The organism is Roseibium sp. JB4-4, assembly GCF_055693425.1.
The window spans coordinates 3,887,501-3,913,895 of the sequence record NZ_CM146333.1 but is presented as its reverse complement, the minus strand read 5'-3'; the positions used below and the strand labels follow the sequence as shown (position 1 = coordinate 3,913,895).

The 26,395-nt window shown below is 60.6% G+C and carries 18 protein-coding genes, 1 tRNA gene, 2 rRNA genes and 1 pseudogene (1 of these 22 only partly in view); 3 read left to right on the top strand and 19 right to left on the bottom strand.

The genetic code is table 11. The annotated features are described in order from the left end of the window. The 10 genes from ACZ1HV_RS18455 to ACZ1HV_RS18410 form a co-directional block, all read right to left on the bottom strand. Positions 1-1,020 (bottom strand): formamidase, encoded by a 1,020-nt coding sequence (locus tag ACZ1HV_RS18455; RefSeq protein WP_472715948.1) that lies wholly within the window; start codon positions 1,018-1,020, stop codon positions 1-3. 11 nt (positions 1,021-1,031) lie between these two features. Next, positions 1,032-1,934: an ABC transporter permease gene (locus ACZ1HV_RS18450; RefSeq protein ID WP_298820155.1), complete on the bottom strand. Its 903-nt coding sequence runs from the start codon at positions 1,932-1,934 to the stop codon at positions 1,032-1,034. Positions 1,935-1,951: 17 nt separating this feature from the next. Beyond that, positions 1,952-3,067 carry an ABC transporter permease gene (locus ACZ1HV_RS18445; RefSeq protein WP_472715947.1) on the bottom strand — a complete coding sequence of 372 codons (1,116 nt, stop codon included), beginning with the start codon at positions 3,065-3,067 and terminating at the stop codon, positions 1,952-1,954. Positions 3,068-3,185: 118 nt separating this feature from the next. After that, a complete protein-coding gene (locus tag ACZ1HV_RS18440; RefSeq protein WP_298819585.1) occupies positions 3,186-4,298 on the bottom strand; it encodes a BMP family ABC transporter substrate-binding protein in 1,113 nt (370 codons plus the stop codon). A gap of 251 nt (positions 4,299-4,549) precedes the next feature. Continuing rightward, positions 4,550-5,533 carry an isopenicillin N synthase family dioxygenase gene (locus tag ACZ1HV_RS18435; protein WP_472715946.1) on the bottom strand — a complete coding sequence of 328 codons (984 nt, stop codon included), beginning with the start codon at positions 5,531-5,533 and terminating at the stop codon, positions 4,550-4,552. Between the two features lie 17 nt (positions 5,534-5,550). Then, a complete protein-coding gene (gene atzF / locus ACZ1HV_RS18430; protein WP_472715945.1) occupies positions 5,551-7,374 on the bottom strand; it encodes an allophanate hydrolase in 1,824 nt (607 codons plus the stop codon). Positions 7,375-7,398: 24 nt separating this feature from the next. Continuing rightward, entirely contained in the window at positions 7,399-9,051 is a 1,653-nt protein-coding gene (locus tag ACZ1HV_RS18425; RefSeq protein WP_472715944.1) for a dipeptide ABC transporter ATP-binding protein, read from the bottom strand. Further along, complete coding sequence (locus ACZ1HV_RS18420; protein WP_472715943.1) at positions 9,048-9,923, bottom strand: ABC transporter permease; 876 nt, start codon at positions 9,921-9,923, stop codon at positions 9,048-9,050. The genes ACZ1HV_RS18425 and ACZ1HV_RS18420 overlap by 4 nt, the downstream gene beginning before the upstream one ends. Next, positions 9,920-10,945: an ABC transporter permease gene (locus ACZ1HV_RS18415; RefSeq protein ID WP_298984432.1), complete on the bottom strand. Its 1,026-nt coding sequence runs from the start codon at positions 10,943-10,945 to the stop codon at positions 9,920-9,922. The genes ACZ1HV_RS18420 and ACZ1HV_RS18415 overlap by 4 nt, the downstream gene beginning before the upstream one ends. A gap of 5 nt (positions 10,946-10,950) precedes the next feature. Beyond that, the gene (locus ACZ1HV_RS18410) at positions 10,951-12,576 is read right to left on the bottom strand and encodes an ABC transporter substrate-binding protein (protein ID WP_298984431.1); all 1,626 of its coding nucleotides are present in this window, start codon (positions 12,574-12,576) and stop codon (positions 10,951-10,953) included. 139 nt (positions 12,577-12,715) lie between these two features. On the opposite strand from ACZ1HV_RS18410, the gene ACZ1HV_RS18405 reads away from it, so the two are divergent. After that, positions 12,716-13,645: a LysR family transcriptional regulator gene (locus ACZ1HV_RS18405; RefSeq protein WP_472715942.1), complete on the top strand. Its 930-nt coding sequence runs from the start codon at positions 12,716-12,718 to the stop codon at positions 13,643-13,645. On the opposite strand, the gene ACZ1HV_RS18400 is transcribed toward ACZ1HV_RS18405, so the two are convergent. The 5 genes and pseudogenes from ACZ1HV_RS18400 to ACZ1HV_RS18380 form a co-directional block, all read right to left on the bottom strand. Continuing rightward, on the bottom strand, positions 13,620-15,188 hold the full coding sequence (locus tag ACZ1HV_RS18400) for an amidohydrolase family protein (protein WP_472715941.1): 1,569 nt from the start codon (positions 15,186-15,188) through the stop codon (positions 13,620-13,622). The genes ACZ1HV_RS18405 and ACZ1HV_RS18400 overlap by 26 nt on opposite strands. A gap of 312 nt (positions 15,189-15,500) precedes the next feature. Continuing rightward, positions 15,501-16,760, bottom strand: coding sequence for an amidohydrolase family protein (locus tag ACZ1HV_RS18395; RefSeq protein WP_298984428.1), 1,260 nt, complete (start codon positions 16,758-16,760; stop codon positions 15,501-15,503). After that, entirely contained in the window at positions 16,757-19,282 is a 2,526-nt protein-coding gene (locus ACZ1HV_RS18390) for a branched-chain amino acid ABC transporter ATP-binding protein/permease (RefSeq protein ID WP_472718469.1), read from the bottom strand. The genes ACZ1HV_RS18395 and ACZ1HV_RS18390 overlap by 4 nt, the downstream gene beginning before the upstream one ends. A 4-nt stretch (positions 19,283-19,286) precedes the next feature. Next, a pseudogene (locus ACZ1HV_RS18385) lies at positions 19,287-20,155 on the bottom strand (branched-chain amino acid ABC transporter permease). Positions 20,156-20,249: 94 nt separating this feature from the next. Next, on the bottom strand, positions 20,250-21,437 hold the full coding sequence (locus ACZ1HV_RS18380; protein ID WP_298984427.1) for an ABC transporter substrate-binding protein: 1,188 nt from the start codon (positions 21,435-21,437) through the stop codon (positions 20,250-20,252). A 236-nt stretch (positions 21,438-21,673) separates the two neighbouring features. Between ACZ1HV_RS18380 and ACZ1HV_RS18375 the strand changes: the two genes are divergently transcribed. Further along, positions 21,674-22,093, top strand: a complete 420-nt coding sequence (locus tag ACZ1HV_RS18375; RefSeq protein WP_472715940.1) for a nuclear transport factor 2 family protein — start codon at positions 21,674-21,676, stop codon at positions 22,091-22,093. A gap of 17 nt (positions 22,094-22,110) precedes the next feature. Here the strand turns inward: ACZ1HV_RS18375 and ACZ1HV_RS18370 are convergent, their stop codons facing one another. Continuing rightward, entirely contained in the window at positions 22,111-22,800 is a 690-nt protein-coding gene (locus ACZ1HV_RS18370; protein ID WP_298984688.1) for a GntR family transcriptional regulator, read from the bottom strand. Between the two features lie 224 nt (positions 22,801-23,024). Here ACZ1HV_RS18370 and ACZ1HV_RS18365 point away from each other — a divergent pair, with 224 nt between their 5' ends. Next, positions 23,025-23,189, top strand: coding sequence for a hypothetical protein (locus ACZ1HV_RS18365; protein WP_472715939.1), 165 nt, complete (start codon positions 23,025-23,027; stop codon positions 23,187-23,189). A 469-nt stretch (positions 23,190-23,658) separates the two neighbouring features. On the opposite strand, the gene ACZ1HV_RS18360 is transcribed toward ACZ1HV_RS18365, so the two are convergent. From ACZ1HV_RS18360 to ACZ1HV_RS18350, 3 genes are all read right to left on the bottom strand, one after another. Beyond that, positions 23,659-23,735 (bottom strand) — tRNA-Met (locus ACZ1HV_RS18360). A gap of 245 nt (positions 23,736-23,980) precedes the next feature. Further along, positions 23,981-24,095 (bottom strand): 5S ribosomal RNA (rrf, locus tag ACZ1HV_RS18355). A 380-nt stretch (positions 24,096-24,475) separates the two neighbouring features. Beyond that, positions 24,476-26,395, bottom strand: a 23S ribosomal RNA gene (locus tag ACZ1HV_RS18350); it runs 805 nt beyond the window's last position.

Here is a 26,395-nt window from a genome sequence, read left to right as displayed (position 1 = left end):
TCACTCCGCCGCGTCGCTGAGGGCTTTTTCACCGAAAACCCGCACCGGCTCTTCGAAGCCGCAGGAGGTTCCGTCCGTGTGCAGGACCTTGTCTTCCCACGGCAACCGGTACCGACCCGCCGCGAGATCAGTCATGTAGGTGTAGGGACAGTCCTGCGCCCCGCCCTTCACGGCAACATAGCCGCGATGGCCAAACTGGTAGATATTGTTTTCCACGCTCCAATTGACGCGTGCCTCGCGCACGAGATCCGGCCGGACCTCGGCGGTGATGATCTCGTTCGGCCGACCGTTGGTACCATGGGCCAGGATTGTGCCGTCGAAATTGACGATCATGCCCTCGCCCATACTGTCGAAAGTTCCGTCAGTGCCGCACATGCAGACATTGGCAGTCACCATGAGATTGCAGAACGCGTTGGACTGGTTGGTGAATTTCCAACTGTCACGGATCGGGGCCGTGTAGCCAGCTGTCCGGATCATGATTTCCGCGCCTTTGTAAGCGCATTCGCGGGCCATTTCCGGAAACATGCCGTCATGGCAGATGATCAGCGCCATCCTGCAGCCGTTCGGGCCGTCGATCACCGGAATGCCGTGGTCTCCTGGCTCCCACGGCTCCACCGGCACCCATGGATGCATCTTGCGATAATAGAGCTTCAGCTCGCCGGTATTGTCGATGATCAGCCCGGAATTGTAGGGCATGCCGCCGGGATTCAGCTCCATGATGGAGAAGCAGCCCCAGATGTCGTTGTCGACACAGGCCTGCTTGAAGGCGGCAACCTCCGGCCCGTCGAGCGAGCACATGATGTCCGGGTTGATGTCCATAGACAGGCCGTGCAGGGCGTATTCAGGAAAGACGACCATATCCATGCTCGGCATGTTGCGCCGTGCCTTGGCCACCATGTCGACGATCACCTGCGTCTGGTTCGCAAGGTCGACCTCGCTCACCACCGTCGGCAGCTGCAGCTGCACCATGCCCAGGACCACGCCGTTCGGGGCTTTATTCAGTCCACCAAGTCCGCTCATGTCGTGGCTCCTTATTTGGTGATCGAGAGTTCGCCCGGCGCACCCTTAAGGGACCGCCTCGGTGAGGAGCTCGCAATCATGATCAAGAGGGTGAGGATATAGGGCGCCGCATTGAAGAAGTGATAGCCGCGCGAGATGCCGATGGACTGCAGCGCTGGTCCGAGCGCCCCTGCCGCGCCGAAGAGCAGCGCCGCCCAGAAGCAGGCGATCGGGTTCCACCTGGCAAAGATCACCAACGCAACCGCCATCAGGCCCTGACCCGACGACAGACCTTCCGTCCAGCTGCCCGGATAGTAGAGCGACAGGAAGGAACCGCCGATGCCGGCGAAAAACCCGCCCGCCATGGTCGACAGCAACCGGACCTTGTCGACATTGATGCCGAGCGCGAGGGCTGCCGGTGCACTGTCACCGGTGGTGCGGATGGTCAGGCCGTACCGGGTGTTCTTGAGCGCCCACCAAAGGAACACGGCCAGCGCGATGCCAAGCAGGAACAGCGGATTGATTTCCAGTGCCTGGCGTACGCCCGGATGTTCGCTCCAGGTGCCGAAGGAGATCGACGGCAAGCGCGGTGCGGATGGCTGGATATAGGCCTTGCCGAAAAAGAAGGCGAGGCCCGTGCCGAACAGCATCAGGGCGATGCCGATGGCAATGTCGTTGACCTTCGGCAGCTTGCACAGATAGCCGTGCAGTGCCCCGAAGCCCGAGCCGCAGATGCCGGCGACGAGCACGCCCAGCCAGGGTGAGCCCGTGTGATAAGAAATCGCGTAACCGGACATGGCACCGAAGACGAGTGTCCCCTCGAGACCCAGATTGATGCGGCCGGATTTCTCCGTCAGCATTTCACCCAGACTGACGAACAGGAACGGGGTCGAAACCCGGATGGCTCCGGCAAACATCGCCAGAAGCACGGTCATGAGACCCGCGTCGCCGCTCACAGCACCCCTCCTTTCGACCTGAAGATGGCAAAGCGTCCGTAGAAGGTTTCGGACACCAGGATGACCAGAAACAGCAGCCCCTGCAGGACCAGCACCGTTGCATCCGGCAGGTCCATACGCCGTTGGATCAACCCACCCGAAGCGGCGATGCCTCCGAGGAAGATGGCCACGGGTATGATCACCAGTGGATTGTGGCGTGCGAGAAACGAAACAAGGATCCCGGTAAAGCCGTAGCCCGCGATCAGCGAGGCATTGGCCTTACCGTGTATGGCCGCCACCTCGAAGAAACCGGCAAGCCCCGCGCAGGCCCCCGCGATTGCGCAGGACACCACGACCAGCCGACCAACAGGCAGGCCCTGCGCCTGGGCGGCCCTGAGATTGCCGCCGGCGATCTGAGCGGCAAAGCCGAAGGTGGTCCGGTTCATCAGCAGATAGAGCAGCCCGCACAGGACAACGCCGATCAGCAGTCCCCAGTGCACGTCCGTGCCGGGGATTGCGCCGATCATGTTGTCCGAGCCGATCGGCCGTGTTGACGGCTTGTTCGGATCGGAGGGATCGCGCAGGGCGCCTTCGACGAAGAAATTCAGGATCGAGACGGCAATGTAGAACATCAGCAACGAGGCGATAGTCTCGTTGACACCCCGGTAGTGGCGCAGCGCACCGACGCAGCCGATCCAGAGGCCACCCGCCAGCATGGCGGCGATCACCATGACACCGAGCAGCAGGAAGCCGGGCGCCCAGTCGACCATGGGAATGGCGATCGCAGCTGCAGCGAAACCGCCGAGCACCAGCGCGCCCTCGCCGCCGATGATGACAAGCCCGAGCCGCGCCGGAACGGCAACGCACAGCGCCGTGAAAATGAACGGCGCGGAGCGCACCAGTGTGTTCTGCCAGGAAAAACTCGTGCCGAAGCCGCCGCGCCAAACCAGCGAGAAGAAGTCAGCTGGAGACTTGCCGAGTGTGAGCAGGAAAATGGAGAAAAGGATGCCAGAAAAGACCAGCGCCAGAAGGGGAATCACCACATATTCCGCCGAGCGTCGAAACCTATCCAGAAGATCGGCCGCGAAGCTGGATTGAACGGCAATGCCGGGTGTTTCCGTGGTATCTGCCATACCTTCTCCCTGAAGATTGGGCTGCTGCCACACCATTCGTCGACAGACGCACCGAGTTCCTGGCCACACCGGAGGCCCGTTTTCCAACGGGCTCGTCCAATGTGGCGGTTTTCTTCGATCAGGTGATCGAGCCGATCACGCCTTCGATCAGGTAGTCGGTCTGGTCGAGGGAGGGTTCGTAATTTTCGAAGCTGGCGCCTGCAGCCAATAGCGGCGAACCGTCTTGTTTGTTGATCGGGCCGACAAAGATCGACTTACCGGCCTTGACGTCCGCGCGGGCCGCGTCAGCGGCCGCGATTGCGGCTTCCGTCGCGCCAGCGCCGTAAGGCGTGGAGCGCACGAAATCGACATCGAACCCGCCGCCAGTGAAGTTCGGCAACGGCTCGCCCTCGGCCAGATCCGTGGCGAACATCTTGTAAATGGTCTCCCACTTGTATTCCGCGCCGGTGATAAAGCCATTCGGTGCCAGAGGTGCCTGGGAGGCATTGTGGCCACAGCACTTGATGCCGCGGGACTCGGCAGTTTCGATCACCACCTTCGGTCCGTCGACATGACAGGTGAGCACATCGCAACCGGCATCGACCAGGGCGTTGGCGGCCTCGGCTTCGCGAACCGGCATCGACCATTCACCGGTGAAGATCACCTGGACCGTGGCTTCCGGATTGACCTTGCGTGCGCCCAAAAGGAAGGAATTGATGTTGCGCAGGACTGTGCCGATCGGTTTGGCTGCGACAAAACCGAGCTTGTTGCTTGTCGTCGACAGGCCAGCAGCAACACCGTCTACATAATGCGCCTGGTCGAGATATCCGAAATAGCTGCCGGCATTCTTCGGGTCGGCCTCGGTCCAGAGCGGTGCAGCGTGGCGGAATTCGACGTCGGTATATTTCGCCGCCAGATCCAGCACGAACGGTTTGTAGTAGCCGAAGGAGGTCGCGAAGATCAGCTTGGCGCCGTCCAGGTTAATCATGGATTCCATGGATTTCTGAACCGCGATCGTTTCCGGCACGTTTTCCTCTTCCACCACCGTTACGCCCGGCACGTCCTTCAGGGCGGTGGCGGCAACGGCATGAGCCTGGTTCCAACCGAAGTCGTCACGCGGACCGACATAGACAATGCCGACAGTCAGCTCTGACGCTTGCGCCAGCCGCGGCAACCCGGCCGAGGACAACGCGGCAAGGCCGGCTGCGGATGATTTCAGGATGGTTCGGCGAGAGAGTTCGAATTTAGACATGACGTCCTCCGTATTATGACGAAGCCACGCAGTACCCGCCTGCCTCCGTCTTGCCTCTGGTTAATTTTAGCAATCCCTGTGCCAACTCGCCCTGCTCCGGGCACAACAGTCCGGAATCTTTCAAGGTGCTGACTTACAAGTTGTTTTCCTGTTCCTTCCCCAGTCCCCGGGCCATTACCCCAAGCCTTTTCAAGTGAACGGCACTTTTGATTTTGCCTATTTATTAATCACTTGCTGTTTTTGATTATATTTCATTCAATTCGGACATGACCCGTGGCCGCCTTCACCGGCTCATAGCTCGCGTCGAGTTTGGATTTCAGGTAATCGGCACCCGAGATCGGGTCATATTTCGCTTCATCGCCCGGTGCTACGCAGCTGGGCAGACAGGCCACGTCCGCATCCGGATTGGGGTCCAGAAAGAACGCGATCGAGTAACGCTCAAGACCACTTGCATTGACCACCCGGTGAGGCGTCGACACATAGACATCGTTTGTCCAGCGCATCAGGCAGTCGCCGATGTTGCAGACAAAGGCACCTTCCAGCGTGGGCGCCTTGAGCCAGACGCCGTCCCGCCGTCGCACTTCCAGACCGCCGACAGCATCGGGTAGCAATATTGTAATGTTGCCGTAATCCGTGTGGGTTCCCGCGCCGATCTGCCCCTTTTCCGCGCCAGCGTGCTGCGGCGGGTAATGCAGCAGCCGAAGCGTTGCCATCGGCGCATCGAGCTTGTCTTCGAAGAAGTCCGGATGCGCTCCGAGATCCGCTGCGACCGCCCTGTGCATCTGCTGCCCCAACATCCAGACGGCGTTGAAATAGGCCAACACGACCTCCTTCCAACCGGGCAGGTCGGGCCAGAGATTGACAGCCCGGAAGGGTTCCCCGGCAAGGATCCGCGGATCGTCCTCAGCAAGGTCGAGCCCGATATTAAACGCTTCCTTCAGGTCGGACGGTTTCGTCGGATCAAGATTTTCTCCCTTCATCGGCACATAGCCACGATTGGTTTTGAAGAAATCCTTCGTCAGCGCCATCTTGGCATCCAGCGGCTGCGCAAAGAGCTTATGTGCCGCCGCGAAGACCTCCCCGATCAGGACCTGATCGACCCCGTGGTTCTTCACATAGAAAAACCCGGTTTCGCGGGCCGCGCAGCCGATCTCCGCAGCGACGGTCTCAAGACCACCCGGCGCGCCGGACACCAGCGGCTTTAGATCGATGATCGGAAGATCCAGGTCAGTCATCCTGCGCATCCGCCTTTTCACTCAGCCGCCGCAACGGGCTGCTGCGCCGTCACCGACGCAATGAATTTCCGCCAGCTGCCGAGATGGGAAATGTTCTCCGCGCGCTCAACCCCGGCGGCCTCGCAGATGAAGCCGGTCACACTGGTACTGTCGGAGAGGTCCACCGTACCCAGGCCGAGCGGCGCCGGAATACCGGCCAGGAACCCGCCCACTTCCGTGGCGGGCAGCGCCCAGACTTCCAACTCGATCGCGGCACCTGAGCCCGCAGGTCCACGCACGAGACCGGGCCGTTTCGGCGGACCGCCCGTAAGCGCAAAAAGTGAATAGGCATCGCTGGTCTCGGCAGACTTCAGAAAGCGCCCGCCGCGCCCAGTCAATTCGCCGTTCAGCGCCATACCGGACATGTGTGCGCCACAGACCGCAATGGCGATCTCACTGGTATCGGGAGCGGGTTGAAGATCTGCCGGGGCGGGCAGCGCCCAGCCTGTCGCACCAAGCGTGTGCGGCGCCATCTGTTCCAGCCGGCTGCCGACCGCAGCCAGGAAACCGTCGCGGCCCGCGGACGCCAACAGGGTCACGTTGCCCGGCCGTCCGTCCGAACGCGGTTTCACCGGCACAGCGAGGCCACACATGTCCAGAAGGTTGACGAAATTGGTGTAGGTGCCGTTTCGCGAATTCGGACCAACCGGATCGGCTTCGAGATCGGCCACGCTGTAGAAGGTCGGCATGGTCGGTACGCACAGAAGATCCAATTCAGCCAGGACCGGCTCCGTTTTCCGGGCAAGCTCCTTCAGCCGGTAGAACCCCCGGAACGCGTCCGTCGCACTCAGGTCTAGCGCAGCCCCGACGATTTTGCGGGTCACCGGGTGGACTGCCTCCAGATTCTCGTTCATCAGTTCTTCGATGACCGTATGCCGCTCGGCGACCCAGGCCCCCTCGTAAAGCATGTGTGCGACATCGTAGAAGGGCGTGAAATCGACCTCGACGATCTCTGCCCCTTCCGCCCTCAGCAGTGCGACCGTGTCGCGGAAGGACTGTTCCTGGACGGCATCTCCGCAGAACTCGATTGATCCCGCATCCGGTATGCCGATCCGCAGGCTGGGCGGCACCGGTGACAGGTCCGGAGCGGCGATCTTTCTGGAATAGGCATCGGCTTCGTCGTAACCGGCGGCAGCCTGATATGCGGTGTAGGCATCCTCCACCGTGAGGGCGAAAATCGAAATCGTGTCGAGTGTGCGGCAGGCCGGTACAACACCGGATGCGGAGAGAGCGCCGAGCGTCGGCTTCAGGCCGACGATGTTGTTGAGCGCCGCCGGCACCCGGCCGGAGCCGGCCGTATCCGTTCCGAGCGAGAAACTGACGATGCCATGACCGACCGCAACGGCGGACCCGGAAGATGAGCCACCCGGAACGATAGCCGGGTCGACGGAATTTTTTGGCGGCTGGTAGGGAGATCGCACGCCGACCAGCCCGGTCGCGAACTGGTCGAGATTCGTCTTGCCGATCAGAAGTGCGCCCGCCTGGCGCAGGTTCCTGACGACAAAGGCATCTTCCCTGGCCTGATACTCGTAGGCTGGACAAGCGGCCGTGGTCGGTTTGCCACCCGCGTCGATATTGTCCTTGATGACAAAGGGAATACCCCAGAGCGGTTTCGTGGCGTTGAACGCGCCGAGTTCGGCCGCCTGCTCAAGCACTTCCTGCTTGTCGAGGAGATAGATGAAAATGCCCGGATCGTCGATGGTTTCGATCCGCCTGTAGACTTCCTCGACAATATCCGCGGGGCTTGCTCCGCCAGAATAGGCGGTCTTCAGGGATGAAAGCGTAAAGGGAAGATCGAACATTTTTGTCCTCAATGTCTCTTGTTCTCATTCGGCGGCGGAACTGGCCGGCTCCGCCAGGACAGGCGGGGCCGGCGCAGCGGCCAGCAATTCCTGGGTATAGGGATGGGCGGGCATCTCCATAACCTTGTCGGCAGGTCCCTCCTCGACGATCTCGCCGTCCCGCATGACGATGACATGGTCACAGAGCAGGCGCACGACATGCAGGTCGTGGCTGACAAAGAGGTAGCTGATACCGAGCCTTGCCCTAAGGTCGACCAACAGGTTGAGCACGATCGCCTGGATGGAGACGTCCAATGCTGCGGTCGGTTCATCGAGAATGAGAAAATCCGGATCGACCGCGATCGCCCGCGCAATGCCGACACGCGCTTTCTGCCCACCTGACAGCTGGTGCGGGAACCGGTCGAGAAGTGGGCGCGGTAGGCCGACCAAGTCCGCCAGCTCCTCGATTCGCGCCCGGCGATGCTTGCCGGACAGCCCTGTCAGGCGCGCCAAAGGTTCGCCGATGGAATGGCGCGCCGTGTGCCGTGGATTGAAGCTGTCGGTGGCGTCCTGAAACACCATCTGGATCCTTGATCGGCGGGTATCACGAGCGAACGCCTTTGCGGGCGTTTTCGCAAGGTCCTCACCGTTGAAGAGAATTTCGCCACTGGTCGGGTCCGTGAGCCGCACGAGGATGGACGAGGTCGTCGATTTGCCGCATCCGCTTTCGCCAACGAGACCAACGCTCTGGCCCTTCTTCACTGTGAAGGAAATGCCCTTGACCGCATGCACGGGACCGGACTTGCCCTGGTAGGTTTTCACGAGGTCCCGGACATCAAGAAGCGGTGCCTCAGAGGGCGTGAGAACCGGAGCCGGCGAACGCAAGTCCACAGGCAACAACGAGCGCACGGAAGCTCCCGCCCGCGGCGTAGCATCCACCAGCTTGCGGGTATAGGCATGCCGGGGTGCCGCGAACAAATGCTCGGCATCGCCTTCCTCGACGACCTCGCCGTCCTTCATCACCGCAATCCGGCCGCAATACTGCGCGGCAAGGCCGAGATCATGCGTGATCACCATGGCGCTCATACCACGCTCGGTAATCAGCTCGGCAATCAGGTCCATCACCGCCTTCTGGGTGGTAATGTCGAGGCCGGTGGTCGGCTCGTCGGCAATCAGCAGCTTGGGATCACAAGCGAGCGCAAGCGCGATGACTATGCGCTGGCACATGCCGCCAGAAAGTTCGAACGGGTAAGCATTGTAGCGTGCCTCTGCGTCCCGGATCCGGACCGCCTCCAGCGCCTTGATAGCCTCGGACCGCGCATTTGATCGCGTGGCTTTGGCGTGCCGGCGCAGCACATCCTCGATCTGGTGCCCGACTTTGCGGATCGGATTAAGGGCCGCACGCGGATTCTGGAAGATCATCGAGATTTCCCGGCCACGCAGGTCTCGCATCGTGCTTTCCCTGACGGTTCGCAAATCGATGCCGCCGTAGGTCAACGCGCCGCCGGTGATGCGGCCGTTGCTTTCCAGAAGCCGCATCAGCGCATAGGAGGTGACCGACTTCCCGGATCCGGATTCACCGACAATGCCGAGCACTTCGCCCTTGGCAACCTCGAGCGACACACCTCGCACCGCATCGACGTCGCCGCGCCGGGTCTTGAAAGAAACTTTCAGGTCCTTGATCGACAGAAGGCTCATGAGCGCTGCCGGGGGTCGACAATGTCGCGCAGCCCGTCTCCCAGGAGGTTGAAGGTAAAAACGGCGAACATCAGCGCAAATCCGGGAAAGATCGCCAGCCACCATTCGCCGGACACAATGAAGTTCGCACCTTCCGCGACCATGATGCCCCATTCCGCCGTGGGTGGCCGGACGCCGAGACCGATGAAGCTCAGCCCGGCGGCATTAAGGATCGCCCAGCCGAGATTGAGCGAGACCTGCACCATCATCGGTGGCAGCGCGTTCGGGAAAATGTGCAGCGCCAGCACCCGAACATCGGAATTGCCGGCCAGCTTGGCCGCCTGCGCGAAGCCGGAATCCCGGCGGATGTTGACTTCCGCCCTTACCAGCCTTGCATAGAAGGGAATATTGATGACCGCGGTCGCGTAGACGATGTTTTCCACCGTGTTGCCCAGTGCCGCGACGATCCCCATGGCAAGCACAAACAGCGGAAAGGCCATGATCGTGTCGAACAGGCGGTTCAGCACCGCGTCCAACCAGCCGCCCCAGTATCCGGCGATGCTTCCGAGGACCGACCCGATCAGAAACGACAAGGCGACCGCCGCCACGGAAATCGCCAGATCCAGCCGTGCGGCGACGATGACCCGGCTGAAGACGTCCCGACCCAGGTTGTCGGTGCCGAACCAGTGGTCAAACGAAGGCGGCTGAAGCGCCAAGGCTGCGTTCGAGGCCAGTGGGTCGTAAGGCACGAGCACAGGTCCGAGGATCGCAGCCACCAGCAGAACCGCAAACATCGAAAAGGCCACCAGGGTTACCGGATTGGACCGCAGTACATAGACCACATGCGCAAGGGCGCCGTCGGTTTTTGGAGTGGAGACAGCCAGGTCGCTCATTTGGTTTCAAATCCGATACGAGGGTCGATGAGCGTGTAGGTGAGGTCGATCACCAGGTTCAGGGCAACAAAGAGAAGTGCCATCGCCAGCACGAAGCCCTGGACGGCCGCATAGTCGGACACCACAAGCGCCTCGACCGCGTAGGACCCGATGCCTGGCCAGGCAAAGACCTTTTCCACCAGGACATTGGCGCCAAGCGTGAAGGAAAACACCATGCCAAGGGTGGTGATGACCGGCAGGAGCGCATTGCGGAACGCATAGGTGAACAACACCTTGTCCTCCGTCAGACCGGCCGCGCGCGCGGTCCGGATATAGTCTGAGGAGAGCGCGCTGAGCATCGCCGCGCGGGTCATCCGCGCCAGCGGCGCCAGGGTGAACAGCGCCAGGGTTGTTGCAGGCAGCACCAGTTGCTTGAGAGCCCCGGTCCAGGTTTCCCAGTCTCCGGCGATGGCTGCGTCGATCAGGTAAAAACCGGTGACACGGTCCGGTTCGATATAGATGAAATCGAGCCGGCCGAGCGGCGACGGTGCGATTCCAAGCAGGTAGTAGAAGACGTAAATCAGAACGACACCGGTAAAAAAGGTCGGCAGCGATACCCCCGCCGTAACGAGCACCCGGCACAGGTGATCGACTGCCGACCCCGGGCGCGTTGCTGCCAGCACGCCAAGCGGAATGGCAATGCCGCAGGAAAGCAGCAGTGCCGTAAGTGTGAGTTCGAGCGACGCGGGTAGCCGGTTTGCGAGGTCCTGGAGTACCGGCTGGCCCGTAGAGAGCGAGTTGCCGAGATTGCCGGTGATCACGTCCCCGGTATAAATCAGGAACTGCTCCATCAAAGGCTTGTCGAGACCGAGCGCTGTCCGGATTTCGGCGATCGACTGTTCATCGGCCGCGGCGCCGGCAAAGTAGACGGCCGGGTCGCCGGGAAGGGCGCGGGTCAGCAGGAAGCTGACCACGACCACTCCCAGGATCACGGGAATGGCATGTGTGATCCTTAACCCGACCGTCGACAGGCGCCCGGCCATCGGCATCAGGCCTTTTTCAGTCCGCGGACATCAAGCTGGCGGTGGAACCAGTACTCGTAGCCCTCGAGGTTGCGCGTACCGACATTCAGCGCCGGCTGCCACAGGGCAATGCGTGGCACCTCGTCCCAGGCGATCTCGATCATGCGCTTGATCTTAGGGGCATAGTCCGGATCCTCGACCGACATGTGCAACGCTTCCGACGTCAGCGTTTCGATCTCCTCGTTCCGGTAGTTGGACGAGTTGAAGAGATGGCCTTCCTGGTAAGCCCAGAAAAAGTAGTAGCAGGGGTAGTTCAGCCAGCCGCCGAAGGTTTCCAGATGAAGCGGCAAGCGTTTTTCGACCAATGAGGCAGTGCGCCAGTTGGCACCTGGGATTTTCTCGATGGTTGCCGTGATCCCTATCTTGGCGAGGTTTTCCTGGATCAACAGCGCCGCAGGCTCCATCCAGTCGCTCTGCGACAGGTCGATCGACAGCGGCACTTCGAAACCGTCGGCATAACCGGCTTCCGCCAGAAGTGCCTTGGCCTTGTCGAGATCCGTCGAATAGGGAAACTTCTGCGGCCAGGCGATATCTGCCGGCGCCGTCGACGGCCCGCCCCACATAGGTGCGCCCCGCCCATAGGCGGCGGTCTGGAACACTTCCTCGTAAGGCACTGCCCATGCGATGGCCTGACGGACCTTCTTGTCCTTGAAGGGCTCGAATGCCAGGTTCGGGCACAGGCAGTAGATGGCATTCTCGATCGGCGTCGTGGCGACCGTGATGTCCTCGGTGCCCGACAGCTCCTTGGCGTCCTTGTTGGGCATGTTGAACGACATATTGACGTCACCGCGTTCCAGCAGCGCGCGTCGTGTGGCCGGGCTCGGCACCTCGCGCAGGACGACGCGCTGAACTGCCGGTACCGGGCCGGAAGTCCAGCCGTCATTGCGCTCATAGACAAGCTGTTCGCCAGGCTTCCACGAAGCGACCTTGAAGGCGCCCGAACCAGCTGGCGTCTTGTGCAGATATTCCATCGCCCATGGATCGTCTTCGGTCGCGTGTTCACGCGCCACCTTGGCGTTGATGATCATCGGCACCGGCACCGCCAGATCCGGCAGGGTCAGCTTGGACTTGCGCAGCAGATTGATCTTGAACGTGAACTCGTCGACGACCTCGAACTGCTCCGGCTTTTCAAGGGAACCTGCCTTCATCTGAACCGTCGGAAACCCGCCGACGCTGACCGCTCTATCGAAGGACCATTTCACATCCTCGGCGGTGATCGGCGAACCGTCCTGGAACTTGCCGTCGGGACGCAACTTGAAGACGATCGCCATGTCGTCATCGGTGAATTCCCAACTTTCGGCAACTTCCGGCTCGATCACCGAGTAGTCGTAGGACAGGCTGCCGTCCTCGAGCGTCTTGGTGCCGAAACTGACCAGCCGGTCATAGACGTTGACCGCAACCTGGTAGCTCGGGCGGTTCGTGCCCGTGCGTTGAATGTCAAGGCTGTTGATGGTCTGGCCAGTAACAGCCACCACCACATCACCTGCCGCTGCGGAGGCCGGAAGCACTTTCAGAAAGGGTAAAACGGACGCTCCGAGGACCGTTGCACCGGCACCTGTCAGGAACCCGCGGCGTGAAGTTTTATAGGTCATAGCAATCCCCTCTTGGCAGGAAAGGGGAGAAGGCCCTTCCCACTGGCCTTCACGATGCGCGTCTTTGGTGAGTACTTCTATTGCTATTTTTGCACCTTTGTGCTTCGTAATTTGCAGCACTATACGCAAGGCATTGAAAATGAAACACCTTCAAACACTCAAGCTGATCGACGCGGTGAACAAGGCAGGCTCCATTCGCAAGGCCGCCGAAGACATGAACATCACCTCGTCCGCCCTGAATAGGCGCATCCTGGGGTTCGAGGAGGAATTCGGCGCACCCATTTTCGAGCGTCTGCATGGCGGCGTACGCCTCAACCCGGCCGGTGAGCTGCTGATCCAGCACATCCGCGGCCAGATCGCCGATCTCGAGCGGGTCCGCAGCCAGGTGGCCGACCTATCGGGCCTGCGCCGCGGCCATGTCAGCATCGCTTGTTCCCAGGCGATTCAGCCCTATTTCATGCCAGCCCAGATTGCCGCCTACCGGGCGGAACATCCCAGCGTCTCCTTCTCCGTCCACGTGCGCGACCGGGATGCGGCGGAAGAAGACCTGCGCGCCTTCGAAAGCGACCTCGCCCTCGTATTCGAACCGGTTCACCTGGGAGATTTCGATGTGCTCCTCTCCGTGGAACAGCCGGTTTACGCGGTCATGGCCAGGGACCATCCCCTTGCGGCGAAGGAAAAGCTCCGCCTGCGGGACTGCCTCGGCTTTCCGCACATTGTTCCGCCGAAGCGGATCGGCATCCGCTACCTTCTCGACCTTGCCGTTGCCAGCATGAGCCAGAAGATGGAGCCGACCGCAGAAGCCGATTCCTTTGAATTCATGCGTCACTATGTGCAGCAGGAAGCGGCCGTCGGCTTCCAGTTCCCCATCGGGCTCAACCTGTCCGGCGATGACCGCCTGACCTTCCGCCCGCTCGCCAAGGAAGACGTGCCCTATGGCAACCTGACCCTGATGCAGATGCGTGGCCGGACCCTGTCCGTCGCCTCGGCTCGATTCGCCAACCAGCTTGCGGCGGCCCTCAACAGCTTGCCGAACGAACTGATCAGGCTTGCCCAGCAATCGCGTTGAACCGGTAAGACGGCGGGCTCGTCTCCGGATAGCGGGCTTCGAACCAGTCCGCCATGTATCGGACAAGGCGCGCCGTTCGGTTCCGTGCTTCCATTTCGGACACAGTGAAGGGCGCGGACAGCAAGGCGCCGATTTCCTCAAGAACCATATCTCGGTCTATCGAGATCACCCTGCCATCGGCGACGACCTTGCAGCCGCCCACAAAGACCGTCCGCGCGGCCATCTGCCTGCTGCGCTGCAGGACCGCATCTACCAGAGGCACACTGTCATCTATGAAAGGACGGGCAATGTCGGCCCAGTCGACCAGGACAACGTCCGCCGCCTTGCCAGCGTCCAGTCGCCCGATACGCCCCTCGAAGCCCGTGCTCGCCGCGCCGTGTTCCGTCGCCATCCTGAAAACATGCCCGGCAGACGGGCGGAAGGTGTCCAACCCAGGCTCCCGGTGCAGCGCCCAGGCCAGCCGCATCTCCTGAAGCATGTCGCGGTCATCGTTGATCCCGGCCTGGTCGATGCCGAGGCAGACGGGCACACCCCTCTTCAGCATCTCGTTGACAGGCGCGATGCCACTGGCTAGACGCAGGCCCGAACTGGCATTGTGACAGATGGTACAGCCGCAGTTGCGAACGAGGTCAAGGTCTTCCGGGTCGGTCCAGATGCCGTGGCCGAGCGTAAGGTTGCCGGTCAGGCAGCCGAGATCCGCAAGATGGCGAATGGCTGACTTGCCATAGGTCCGCCGGGCAAATTCCGCCTGCAGCCGGGTTTCCACCAAATGCATGTGGATCTTCGAACCCGTGCGTGCCGCCGTGTCGAAAATGGCACTCAGGCAGTCATCTGAGCACCAGTGCAGGTTGGCCGGTGCGAGCTGCCAGGACACCCCGTCCGGATCCGATTTTGCCCAGACAGTCTTTTGCTCCTCGAACCAGCTCATGTGGGATAAGATCGGCGCCTTGCTCGCGGCAAGCTTCGGCCGCCAGTAGGCAGCCTCATCTTCCGGTAATCCGGACAGGAACGGTTCGTCGTCTTCGTGAACGAGCTGGTTGCGGTCCCGGATCATGAAGGAGAAGGACACTCGCATACCGATGTCGCGATAGGCCCCGATCACCTTGTTTGACAGGTTGGTCCAGGTGTCCGGTTCACCTGTAAGGCCGGGGTGAATATGCTGGACCGTCGTCGTACCTGATTCCAGCATCTCGATCGCCGAATAGAGCGTGTCGAGCCTGTGCCCTACATAACGCATGCCCCGGAACTGCGGCAGCCAAAGCTCCAGCGGCCCGTAGGGAACCCCGAGCTGGAGCGGCGTCAGCCCCGAATGGTGATGGCTGTTGACGAGGCCTGGAAAGGCAATTGCGTCAGGCCCACCCTCGACCGGCAGGTCCGGATGGTCGGTGCGCAGATCCCCAAAGGGTTTCACGGCGACGACAAGCCCGTCCCGGACATGGATAGCCGCGCCTTCGACCACCTCACCAGTTGAGGCATCGTCGACGCCAGTGATCGTGGCACGGGTACGGATCAGGAATTCCCGGTCGGCCGGACAGTCACTCATGCCCCTTGTCCCCATGCTGTGCGGCACAATCCTTCAGCGCGCCGCAGCAGTGCTTCCCGGCTGTCTGCCTGCCTGCCCGCGACCGTTCTATCGACCATCTCCATCTGCTGCTGGTTGATAGAACGACAATCGCGTGTCGTCTCGCATCTCCGGAAGCCATGCCTACCTCATTTTGTGTACTCGAAACTTTTCTTCAGTATCGGCGATTGCAAGCTATTCGCATCAGGAATGGTTCTTTGCCGAGGAAGGCACGCTCGGGCTCTGTGACAGCGCGCTCCGGGAGCGTGGATCGGTTTTTCTTGTCCGGAATTGTCAAACGGTCTCCGTTTCGACCTCGTGTCCCTGGACCGTCTCCGGCGTCAGCAGCCGCGCTGCCGGCTGTTCGAAGCTGATGCGTCCCAGCTTCATGCCCCAGCTAGGCCGCGCAATCTCGGCGATTGCCTGTGCGCCCGTCTCGGCGGGCAAGGCGACGAAAGTCGCCTCTTCGCCGACCACCAATGAACGGGGCCGGCTGATCAGCTGCATGGGCGCCGCCGTGACCATATCGAAACAGGCTTCCAGCTCGGTCGCTGTGCTCAGCTGATGCACATTGGCATAAAGATTGGCCACGCGCGTCAGCGAACAGTCGCCATAGGGCGTGAACGGGTTGAGCACATTGTTGGTCGCGACTGTGCAACAGACACCGGCAGCATGGAATACATGCGCCGGCGCGACACCCCGCGGAACAAGATGATCGCGGTTCCGACCCATCAGGAAGAGATCCGTTACCGGCAGCACCGTAAGAGCGATGCCGGCGTCCTTCATCAGCAGGACAGACTCCCGAAGCTGGCGCGGCGGCAAGGCCGACAGCTTGGTGACATGGCCAATGGCGACCCTGCCCTGCCAGGCGAAGGCGATGGCCTGGCGCGCGATCTCGTCCAAATGCCGCCAGCCCGGATCCAGATCAAAATCCAGATGAAAATCCAGATCGACGTCATGGCGCGTTGCCATCTCGAACAGGAGCCGGATCTGGGCATTCGGATCGGTGTCGGTATAGGGACAGCCACCGAGCACATCCGCCCCTTTCGAAAGCGCCGCCTCGAGCAGTTCCTCAGTTCCCGGATTGTTGGTCATGCCTTCCTGAGGAAAGACGCATATCTGCAGGTCGAGCGCCCAGGCAAAGTCCCGTTTCAACCGCAGAACGGCATTAAAACCGGTCAGGCCGATCACCGGATCGATCTCGACATGGGTGCGCATGGCGTTGGTGCCCTGGACGATCGCCTTCTTAAGAACCCTGGCACCGCGCGCGTAGACATCCTCCTCCGTGAAGCCCATCTTCGCCACTCCGACAGAGGCGATCGCCCCCTCAAGCGTACCTGTCTCGTTGTGACAGCGGTCCAGGATACAGGCCTTGTCGAGATGAATATGGCTTTCGACGAACCCGGGCGTCAGCAGCGCCCCGTTGCCTGAAACCTGCCGGACGTCGGTCACGATACGCGGCCCGATTGCCGCGATCAGGCCATTGCGGACGAGAAGATCCACGCGGGACGCATGATCCGGAAGCCTGACGTCACGAATGACGCATTCACTCATGCAATGGCCTCCTTTACAGCTTCGTCCGGTTCGCCGCCCCCCAGATAGGCTGCCGTCAGACGCGGGTCGGCGGCGAGCTCGCCGGCCGGCCCTTCGACGACCACCCTGCCCTGTTCAAGCACATAGGCGTAGTCGGCGACAGACAGCGCCATGGTCGCCATCTGGTCGACCAGAAGGATGGTCTTGCCTTCGTCCCGCAGCTCGCCAAGAATGGCATATAGCTCGTTGACCATAGCCGGCGCCAGCCCCAGCGATGGCTCGTCCAGCAGCAGGATTTCAGGCTTGGCCATGAGACCACGTGCAATTGCCATCATTTGCTGCTCGCCCCCGGACAGCAGTCCGGCGCGGCTGAAAAGCCGATCCTTGAGGCGCGGAAACCGGTCCAGGTGGGCCGCGATTTCGTCCTGCGATATGTCCTTGCGGCGTTTGTAGGCACCAAGTTCGATATTCTCCAGAACGGTGAGTTCGGGAAACACCTGGCGCCCTTCGGGCACCAGCACCAGACCGCGTTTCACCAGATCATGCGGCGCCAGGTCATGGACCGCGGCATCGTTCAGAATGATCCGGCCGCCGACGGGCCGGTGCAGTCCGGCAAGCGCCGACAGGAAAGTGGATTTGCCCGCACCGTTCGCGCCCAGAAGCGCAACCATCTCGCCGGGACGCACCTTCACGGAGACCTCTGTCAGGACAGGCGCCGCGCCGTAGCCCGCGGTCAACCTGAGGGTCGACAGGACAGGTGTCTCCACCGTCTCGAGCAGTACGGAACGCGGATGGGCCGAAGACGATCCATCACCCAGATAGGCGGCGATAACGGTCTCGTCCACCTGGATTTCGGCGGGCGTGCCAAAGGCGATCGGCGTTCCCGCGTCCACCGCCAGGATCCGGTCGGAAATACCCATGACAAGATCCATGTCATGCTCGACAAGAACCACCGAAAGGCCGAGACCCGCGATCCGGCTAAGAAGGTTGCCGAGCGCCTCCTTGTCGGCACGCATCAGGCCCGCGGCAGGTTCATCCAGAAGCAGGATCTCCGGCCGCATTGCCATGGCCCGGGCAATCTCGACGAGACGTCGGTCGACATGCGGCAGGTCTCCGGCCCGCTTTTCCAGGTCGCCCTGGTAGCCGCAAAAACGCAACAGGCCGGCCGCCAGTTCAAGGTTCCCGGCGGATTGCACGTCAATCCAGGGATTACCAAGTGCGCCCCGGGAAAGCCCGGAGACGACATTGGCGACGACGGACAGGTTTTCGAACAGCTTGGTCGTCTGGTAGGTGCGCGCAATCCCCGCGCGTGCCACCGCATGGGCTGGGGCTCCCGCCAGGTTCTTTCCACCCAGCAGGATCCGCCCGTCGGAGGGCGCATAAAACCCGCTGACCATGTTGAGAATGGTCGTCTTGCCAGCCCCGTTCGGCCCGATGATCGAGGTCACCTCACCCGGTCTGATGGACAGCGAAACATCGTCGACCGCTCGCACTCCGCCGAAGGAGATGCCGAGTGTGTCGAGTTCCAGCAGGACCCCGGAGCCTTCTTTGCAAAGGACCGTTTCCACATCCGCCACTGATGCTGGTGCGATCTCCTGCCTCCGCGTGGGCATAAAAGAGGACACCGTCCCGACAATCCCGCGCGGCGCCAGCAGCAGAACGCCGATCAGCAGTCCGCCGAAGAACAGGAGCCGGTATTCAGCCAGTCCGGACAGGAATTCCGGCAGCAGCACGGTAACCAGCGCGCCCGCGAGCGGTCCGAGCACGGTACCGGAGCCCCCTATCAGGATCGCAAACAGGAACAAAATCGATTGCGAGAACGGAAAATTGCTCGGCGCGATGAACATCATCAGCGGCGTGAACAGGCCACCTGCCAGACCAGCCAGGGCCGCCGCAATAACAAAGGCCGCGGACTTGATAACGAACGGCCGATAGCCGAGCGAGGATGCGGCGATCTCCGCATCGCGCATACCGGTCATGGCCATGCCCCAGCCGCTGTCTGCAAGGCGCCGGAACAGATAGAGCGAAAGCCCGGCCAGAACAACGGACAGCAACACAAGATCACGCTCGGAAAAGAGGTAACCCCCGATCGCGGGCATGGGAAAGCCCATCAGACCGTTCTGGCCGCCCGTAAGAGACCTCCACTCGACCGCTCCGTGTTCGACGATAAAGGCGAAGGCGATCGTGACCATGGCCAGAAACGGTCCGGCCATGCGTACGGCGGGCACGGCCAGCAAGCCGCCCGCGACACCGGCAATGCCGGCGGACAGAGGCAGCGCGACCCAGAAGGACAGTCCGGACAGCGTGGCGATGCCGCTGGCATAGGCCCCAATGGCGAAAAAGCCGACCTGGCCGAGCGAGACCAGGCCAGTGAGTCCGTAAAGCACGTTGAGGCCGGCTCCCAGAATGGTGGTCAGCGCGACAAGGCCGATCACAAACTGGGTGTAGCCGCCGGCTGCGAGCGCCGCGGCGGTCCCCGCAAGCGTCGCCGCCAGGATCGTGAGATCCAGCCCGAGGCGTTTGCCCGAAAACAACATCAGCATCACCTCAGACTTTCTTGACTGCCGGTCGGCCGAACAGACCATCAGGCTTCAAAGTCAGCGCCAGGATCACGAGGGCAAAGACGACGATATAGGTCGACGAAGAGCCGAGATATGCGGTGACCAGCGCCTCGGTCAGGCCGTAGAGAAAGCCGGCCAGCATGACGCCAGATGCCGACGTCATGCCGCCAAGGATTGCGACAGCAAAGGCCTTCAGCCCGAACAGGGTACCCATGTCGGAATGGACCGAGAACAGCGGAGCGATCAGCAGGCCCGCGCATCCGGCCAGCATCGCGGAAATGGCAAAGGAGCCGGAGATCATCAGAGTTGTGTTGATGCCCATCAGCCGGGCTGCCAGTGTGTTCTGGACGACTGCCAAAGGGCCCTTCCCTGCAGAGTCCTGCGGAATAGGACGTGCAGGGTCAGTGCGACGCCGATGGCGGCCACGGGAATGAGCAGCTGCTGGGGATAGAGGCCCGTTCCGGCAAATTGCCAGGTGGTCTCGACAAGCGGCGAGGACAGAGACCGCGGCTCGTTGCCGAAGGAAAACAGGACGGCATTGTCAAGGAAGATACCCCCGGCGACGGTTGCCATCAGCCAGGCCTCCGATCCACGCGAAGCGAAAGGACGCACCAGCAGGGCTTCCACCAGCATGCCGAAGAGACCGCAGCACAGGATCGCCAGCGGATAGGCAAGCCACCAGGCAAGACCGAGCCTTTCGGTAAAGACGTAGCCCAGTACGGCGCCCAGCATCACCACGCTGCCTTGCGCGAAATTCACGGTGGAGGAAACGGAATAGGTAATCTGGAAGCCGAGCGCTATCAGGCCATACATGCTGCCGAGGCCAATGCCGGTCACCAGCGCTGCGATCATCAGGGTCATGTGACAAATCCAAGTCTTGGTGGACCGTTGCGGCCCGAAAACAGAGACCTCCCGCATGCGGAATGCGGGAGGCGGCAGGCGTGTTCCGTCAGTCCTTGATCGGAATGATTTCACCCTCGACGAAATGCGCGAAGACATAATCCTCCGGCGCAATCGCGTCCTGATCTTCCGGCGAGAACGGGTCTGTATAGGTCTTGATCAACCCCTCGATGTTCTCGATCTCGTACATCGCCTGACGGATCGCGGGGCCGTCCGTGGAACCGGCCTTCTCGATGGCGGCGGCCAGCAGCAGCATGGCGTCATAAGCATTGGCAATCCCGGTCGCGGGTGTCACATCGGCCATGGTTTTGATCTCCGGGAAGGTTTCCTGAAGCTTGGCGAACATCGCCTCTCCCTTGGCATCTCCCTCGGTGAAGAGAAAAGTCTGGATGAAGTGCAGCTTTTCACCGCTCTTGCCGGCCAGCTCTGTAAAGCGGCCGCCGGCCGGTCCCCAGTGCGAGGCCATCGGCACGTCCCAGCCCATCCGGTCTAGGGATTTCACCACCTGCGCCGTCGGAGCAACGTTTGCCACCACGAACAGACCGTCGGCACCGTTCTCCTTGAGGCGCGTGAGCTGCGGCACCACATCGACGTCGTTGCTCTCGAACTTCTCAATGCCCGCATGCTCCATGCCGCGCTTCTCGAGCGCCTTGGTCAGGCCCTTCTCGTTGGATTCGCCCCAGGGATTGTTGATCAGGATCATGCCCGGCTTCTTGGAGCCGTAGTTGGAAATCAGGTATTCTGTGATCGCCTCATCGACATACTCATCCACGGCCGAAACCCGGAAGATGTAGTTTTCCTCGGCGCCATTCTTGGTGATGCCCGTTCCGGCCGCCCAGGGACCGACAAACGGGACCTTGGCCTGGTTGGCGAAGGGCACGATGGCGAAGGACACCGGCGTATCCAGCCCGCCGATCAGGGCGGCGACGCCTTCTCGCTGCACCAGTTCCCGCGCTGCCACAAGGCCTTTGCCCGGATTGCTTTCATCGTCGCGGCTTACCAGTTCGAGCGGTTTGCCGAGCACGCCGCCCTTTTCATTGATTTCATCGATCGCGATGGTGAGCCCGCGCGTGATTGCCTGTCCGGATTTCGCGGACTGCCCGCTGAGGGCGGCGACAAGGCCGATCTTGATCGTATCGGCGGCGAAGGCGGGCAGACTGGTCGCGACGGCGAGACCGACAACACCGGACATCAGGACGCGGCGGGTCACCTTCGGAAGAAACTGTGCTGACTTCATAACTGACTCCTCTGGTCGTTCGAACCTCACGTCCGAACGACCTCTCTGAGCAAATGCGATGCCAGACTCTTGAATCTATATTTTTCAATAACTTATGTAAAAATTCCTTGTGACCCCGTCAGCGGGTCAGTGCCCATCGCCTAAATTGCATGCAATTTTTGCATACAAAATTTGCATGCAAAGCCATCACCATCTTCGTATGCTCGGACTAGGCCAACCAGTCAGAGAGACAAAACATGAGCTTGGAAGAACAACTTTCACTGGAGATGCCGGAAGAAGCCAGGATCGTGCGTGATTACCTGGACGCCTCGATGAAGCCGGATCCGGACCTGGCGGCGACCTTCGTTGCCAACAACGTCGTCATCACCTTCACCGGCGGCCGGGTCTTTAAACACCCGTCCGGCCCAACGGCCTTCAATGCGGGCCGCTACAGCTGGGTGAAAAAGAAGATGGATACGTTCGACGTTGCCACAAACGGCGAGCGCACCGTGGTCTATTCTGTCGGCACACTCTACGGCGAATGGCCTGACGGCACCCCCTTCGAAGGTAATCGGTATGTCGATCGCTTCGAGGTGGAAGACGGCAAGATCGTCAGGATGGATGTCTGGAATGACAGCGCGGAACGGATCCTGACCCGGATGGGCATCAAGGCCTGACTTATGGCTGGCCGCTCTCAGCCGTCCTCGCGCACGGCACGGACATAGGGTTCCAGCGCGTCCAGGTAGAGCGGCGCACCTTCGATCTCCGGCTTGATTAGGGCGCGGTCGGCGACAGCGCCGAGATGACGTCTCATCAGCTCGCGGGCGCGCGTCTCGTCGCCCCTCGACAAGGCGTCGATAATCTCCCGGTGTTCCTGAATACCGCAATCGGTGGAATGGGGCCGCGAATAGAGGGCCAGCGTCAGGCCGCAGCGATAACCGATTTCCTCGACATAGCGGATCAACACGGGGCTCTCCGTCAGCTGGGCCAGCAGGATGTGAAATTCCGTCGCCAGCCGGATCGACACCGGTTCGGGCCCGGTCTCCGCATCAATTTCCTTCTGCAGATGGGCGTTGAGGCACTGGAGATGGTCCTTCGAGAATTCCTTGATCAAACGGCTGACCACCAGGTCCTCGATCTGGCCTCTAAGGTCGAAAAGGTCCCGTGCCTCTTCAAGGCTCGGCGTCGCGACGACCGCTCCCCGGTTTCGCCGAAGCTCCACGAGCCCTTCAGCGGCAAGGCGTTCAAGTGCCTGCCTCACGATGGTCCGGCTCGAGCCGAAGCGTTCGCCCAACGTGTCCTCGGGTAGTTTCATGCCCGGCAGCAGTGCGCGCTCGAGAATGGCGGTACGCAGGGCTGCGCAGATTTGTTCGGATCTGTTCATGGATGGTGCGGGTCTCGGGGAACGTCCTGACAAGAAAAGCAAATCCTGCCGGCTTTCTCAAGCCTCCGTATGCCGAGAGCAAAGCGTTTCAACTACGCCAGCTTGTTGATTGACGACGGTCTGGGCTATCACTGTTACCGCTTGAAGGCCCTGAGCCTGTCACCAGGGAGGACGGATCAATCTGCATTCCGCATCAACCAGACCAGAATGGCCGGTCTGGCCGCATGAACAACCGCGTCGCAAATGTCGGACCGCATTTCGCTTTAGCGTCCGGGAAACACGGCAAGGCCATAATCTCCCGCGTCCTCTCCATGGCGCGTGTAGAGGCCGATAACTACGATAGCGGCCTCTATCATGACCAGCCGCGGCAGCCCCAGCCTGACCTCTAAAGGCAAATGAAACTCCAAAGCCGCGAATCTATTTTCTGCCGACTTGGACAGTCAGTCCCGCCGGGTCTGAAATTTAATCGATACTCTTCAGTTGTTGCTTTGATGTCCATAACGTCAAAGAGCCCGCTTGAGTGAAGCACCCATGTTGGATTTTTGGTTTTGTTTTTGTTGTTTGCGTGCGCAGGATTTGGTTTCTGCGTTTGGCTTTGGCCTCCTTGAAGGGGCCCGGGGAGGTTAAAATCGGCGACCCCTTCCAACAAAAAAGCCGCCCTGGAGGGTCGGCTTGTTTTTGTTGGTTGCGGGAGCAGGATTTTATGTTCGCTTTGCTCCATTGCGCCTTCGGGCTTCGCCCTTGTCGTGAACCGCAAATCGGGCCTTTTTGGCCCGCTTTGCTGGGTCCACATCCTGTATCCGTTACCCGAATACGACAACAGCCCCACCCCTTACGGGATGAGGCTGTTGTCGAATTTGGTTGCGGGAGCAGGATTTGAACCTGCGACCTTCAGGTTATGAGCCTGACGAGCTACCGGACTGCTCCATCCCGCGTTATTTTTTGCGCGTCCTCGATCTTTTGGATCTTCGGTCGTCGCGTGGGCTGCTCCATGTGGGGCATGCCCGTGATTTCGGGTTGACCGGAGGACTGCGCTGACATGGGACTTAAGATCCGGAGCGCAGCGGAGGCAAGGCCAAGAGGCCGCCGGCCGGTCAGGCCGCCCTCGCGGAGCGCAGCCCGAAGGGCGGTACGCGCGTGAGCGACAGCAAATTGAAGAGTTTCAAACTGCGTTTAGCAGGCCTGGCGGCGACCTACTCTCCCACACCTTAAGATGCAGTACCATTGGCGCTGGGGAGTTTCACGGCCGAGTTCGGGATGGGATCGGGTGGGGGCTCCCCGCTGGGGCCACCAGGCCGGCGAAGCGCAGTTTGTTGTGAACTGGTAAGATGAGTTTATCCTCACGGTTGAGCGGGCTTCGCCCTAACCTCCGGACGGGGCGCGCAAGCATGCGCGGCGGCCGGTCAGCCTTGCGGACCCTTCGGTCCGGGCTCTTTTTCCTTGCAGATCAAGAGCCTGAAGGCTTTGAGAACACTGGTCTTTTCTTAATTATTGATCGATTTCGGTTTGGGCACGTTCCGGAGCTTTACTCCGCAAGCGCAAGTGCGCGCCGGCCGGTCAGGCCGCGTGGTTCGCAGGACAGGTCCGTGAGGACCGGTACGTCCGTGAGAACAAAACCGCATGATCTTTTAAATGCGCCATGGGCGCCTTTAAAAGATGAACATTGACTAATGAGAGGATCAAGCCGAACGAGCTATTAGTAAAGCTAAGCTTCATGCGTTGCCGCACTTCCACACGCTTCCTATCGACGTGGTGGTCTTCCACGGCTCTTCAGGGAGAGCTGGTTTTGAGGTGGGTTTCCCGCTTAGATGCTTTCAGCGGTTATCCCTTCCGTACATAGCTACCCTGCAATGCGGCTGGCGCCACAACAGGTCCACCAGAGGTACGTCCATCCCGGTCCTCTCGTACTAGGGACAGATCCTCTCAATTCTCCTACACCCACGGCAGATAGGGACCGAACTGTCTCGCGACGTTCTGAACCCAACTCACGTACCACTTTAATTGGCGAACAGCCAAACCCTTGGGACCTGCTCCAGCCCCAGGATGTGATGAGTCGACATCGAGGTGCCAAACAATGCCGTCGATATGGACTCTTGGGCATCATCAGCCTGTTATCCCCGGCGTACCTTTTATCCGTTGAGCGATGGCCCTTCCACGAGGGACCACCGGATCACTATGGCCGACTTTCGTCTCTGCTCGACTTGTCAGTCTCGCAGTCAGGCAGGCTTATGCCATTGCACTCAACGAGCGATTTCCGACCGCTCTGAGCCCACCTTCGCGCGCCTCCGTTACCATTTGGGAGGCGACCGCCCCAGTCAAACTACCCGCCACACACGGTCCCGGATATTGTTGTACCGCGGTTAGATATCCATGACGACAAGGGTGGTATTTCAAGGGTGACTCCACCTCAGCTGGCGCCAAGGCTTCAACGTCTACCACCTATCCTACACATGTCGTGACGAATACCAGTGTGAAGCTGTAGTAAAGGTGCACGGGGTCTTTCCGTCTGACCGCAGGAACCCCGCATCTTCACGGGGAATTCAATTTCACTGAGTCTATGCTGGAGACAGCGGGGAAGTCGTTACGCCATTCGTGCAGGTCGGAACTTACCCGACAAGGAATTTCGCTACCTTAGGACCGTTATAGTTACGGCCGCCGTTTACTGGGGCTTCAATTCGGTGCTTGCACACCTCCTCTTAACCTTCCAGCACCGGGCAGGCGTCAGACCCTATACGTCGTCTTGCGACTTCGCAGAGCCCTGTGTTTTTGATAAACAGTCGCCACCCCCTGGTCTGTGCCACCCCAATCCGGTTGCCCGAACTGAGGTCTCCCTTCTCGCGAACTTACGGGAGCATTTTGCCGAGTTCCTTCAGCATAGTTCTCTCAAGCGCCTTGGTATTCTCTACCAGTCCACCTGTGTCGGTTTCGGGTACGGTTTATACGGTGGAGCTATTTCCTGGAACACCTTCGCTGCACCCCCAATCCAATAAGGAGATACAACACACGGCATCCGTCACTACCACCAAGCTGCAGAATATTAACTGCATTCCCATCGACTACGCCTTTCGGCCTCGCCTTAGGGGCCGGCTAACCCTGCGCCGATTAGCGTTGCGCAGGAACCCTTGGACTTTCGGCGAGAGTGTCTCTCACACTCTTTATCGTTACTCATGTCAGCATTCGCACTTCTGATATCTCCAGGAGCCCTCACAGGTCTCCCTTCGCAGACTTACAGAACGCTCCGCTACCGCGCATCAAAGATGCACCCGCAGTTTCGGTGTATGGCTTGAGCCCCGGTACATTTTCGGCGCGGGACCCCTTATTTAGACCAGTGAGCTGTTACGCTTTCTTTAAATGATGGCTGCTTCTAAGCCAACATCCTGGTTGTTTTGGGAGTCCTACATCCTTTCCCACTTAGCCATAACTTAGGGACCTTAACTGGCGGTCAGGGTTGTTTCCCTCTCCACAATGGACGTTAGCACCCACTGTGTGTCTGCCGGATAGTACTTCTCGGTATTCGGAGTTTGGTTAGGATCAGTAAGGCGGTAAGCCCCCATAGCCCATCCAGTGCTCTACCCCCGAGAGTATTCATCCGACG

Excerpts from the sequence above, each read along its gene's own strand:
- ACZ1HV_RS18445 (WP_472715947.1), bottom strand. The coding sequence starts at position 3,067 with ATGGCAGATACCACGGAAACACCCGGCATTGCCGTTCAATCCAGCTTC.
- ACZ1HV_RS18365 (WP_472715939.1), top strand. The coding sequence starts at position 23,025 with ATGAACAACCGCGTCGCAAATGTCGGACCGCATTTCGCTTTAGCGTCC.
- ACZ1HV_RS18405 (WP_472715942.1), top strand. The coding sequence starts at position 12,716 with ATGAAACACCTTCAAACACTCAAGCTGATCGACGCGGTGAACAAGGCA.
- ACZ1HV_RS18380 (WP_298984427.1), bottom strand. The coding sequence starts at position 21,437 with ATGAAGTCAGCACAGTTTCTTCCGAAGGTGACCCGCCGCGTCCTGATG.
- ACZ1HV_RS18425 (WP_472715944.1), bottom strand. The coding sequence starts at position 9,051 with ATGAGCCTTCTGTCGATCAAGGACCTGAAAGTTTCTTTCAAGACCCGG.
- ACZ1HV_RS18400 (WP_472715941.1), bottom strand. The coding sequence starts at position 15,188 with ATGAGTGACTGTCCGGCCGACCGGGAATTCCTGATCCGTACCCGTGCC.
- ACZ1HV_RS18420 (WP_472715943.1), bottom strand. The coding sequence starts at position 9,923 with ATGAGCGACCTGGCTGTCTCCACTCCAAAAACCGACGGCGCCCTTGCG.
- ACZ1HV_RS18370 (WP_298984688.1), bottom strand. The coding sequence starts at position 22,800 with ATGAACAGATCCGAACAAATCTGCGCAGCCCTGCGTACCGCCATTCTC.
- ACZ1HV_RS18410 (WP_298984431.1), bottom strand. The coding sequence starts at position 12,576 with ATGACCTATAAAACTTCACGCCGCGGGTTCCTGACAGGTGCCGGTGCA.
- ACZ1HV_RS18375 (WP_472715940.1), top strand. The coding sequence starts at position 21,674 with ATGAGCTTGGAAGAACAACTTTCACTGGAGATGCCGGAAGAAGCCAGG.
- ACZ1HV_RS18390 (WP_472718469.1), bottom strand. The coding sequence starts at position 19,282 with ATGCTGATGTTGTTTTCGGGCAAACGCCTCGGGCTGGATCTCACGATC.
- ACZ1HV_RS18455 (WP_472715948.1), bottom strand. The coding sequence starts at position 1,020 with ATGAGCGGACTTGGTGGACTGAATAAAGCCCCGAACGGCGTGGTCCTG.
- ACZ1HV_RS18450 (WP_298820155.1), bottom strand. The coding sequence starts at position 1,934 with ATGACCGTGCTTCTGGCGATGTTTGCCGGAGCCATCCGGGTTTCGACC.
- ACZ1HV_RS18435 (WP_472715946.1), bottom strand. The coding sequence starts at position 5,533 with ATGACTGACCTGGATCTTCCGATCATCGATCTAAAGCCGCTGGTGTCC.
- atzF (WP_472715945.1), bottom strand. The coding sequence starts at position 7,374 with ATGTTCGATCTTCCCTTTACGCTTTCATCCCTGAAGACCGCCTATTCT.
- ACZ1HV_RS18415 (WP_298984432.1), bottom strand. The coding sequence starts at position 10,945 with ATGGCCGGGCGCCTGTCGACGGTCGGGTTAAGGATCACACATGCCATT.
- ACZ1HV_RS18440 (WP_298819585.1), bottom strand. The coding sequence starts at position 4,298 with ATGTCTAAATTCGAACTCTCTCGCCGAACCATCCTGAAATCATCCGCA.
- ACZ1HV_RS18395 (WP_298984428.1), bottom strand. The coding sequence starts at position 16,760 with ATGAGTGAATGCGTCATTCGTGACGTCAGGCTTCCGGATCATGCGTCC.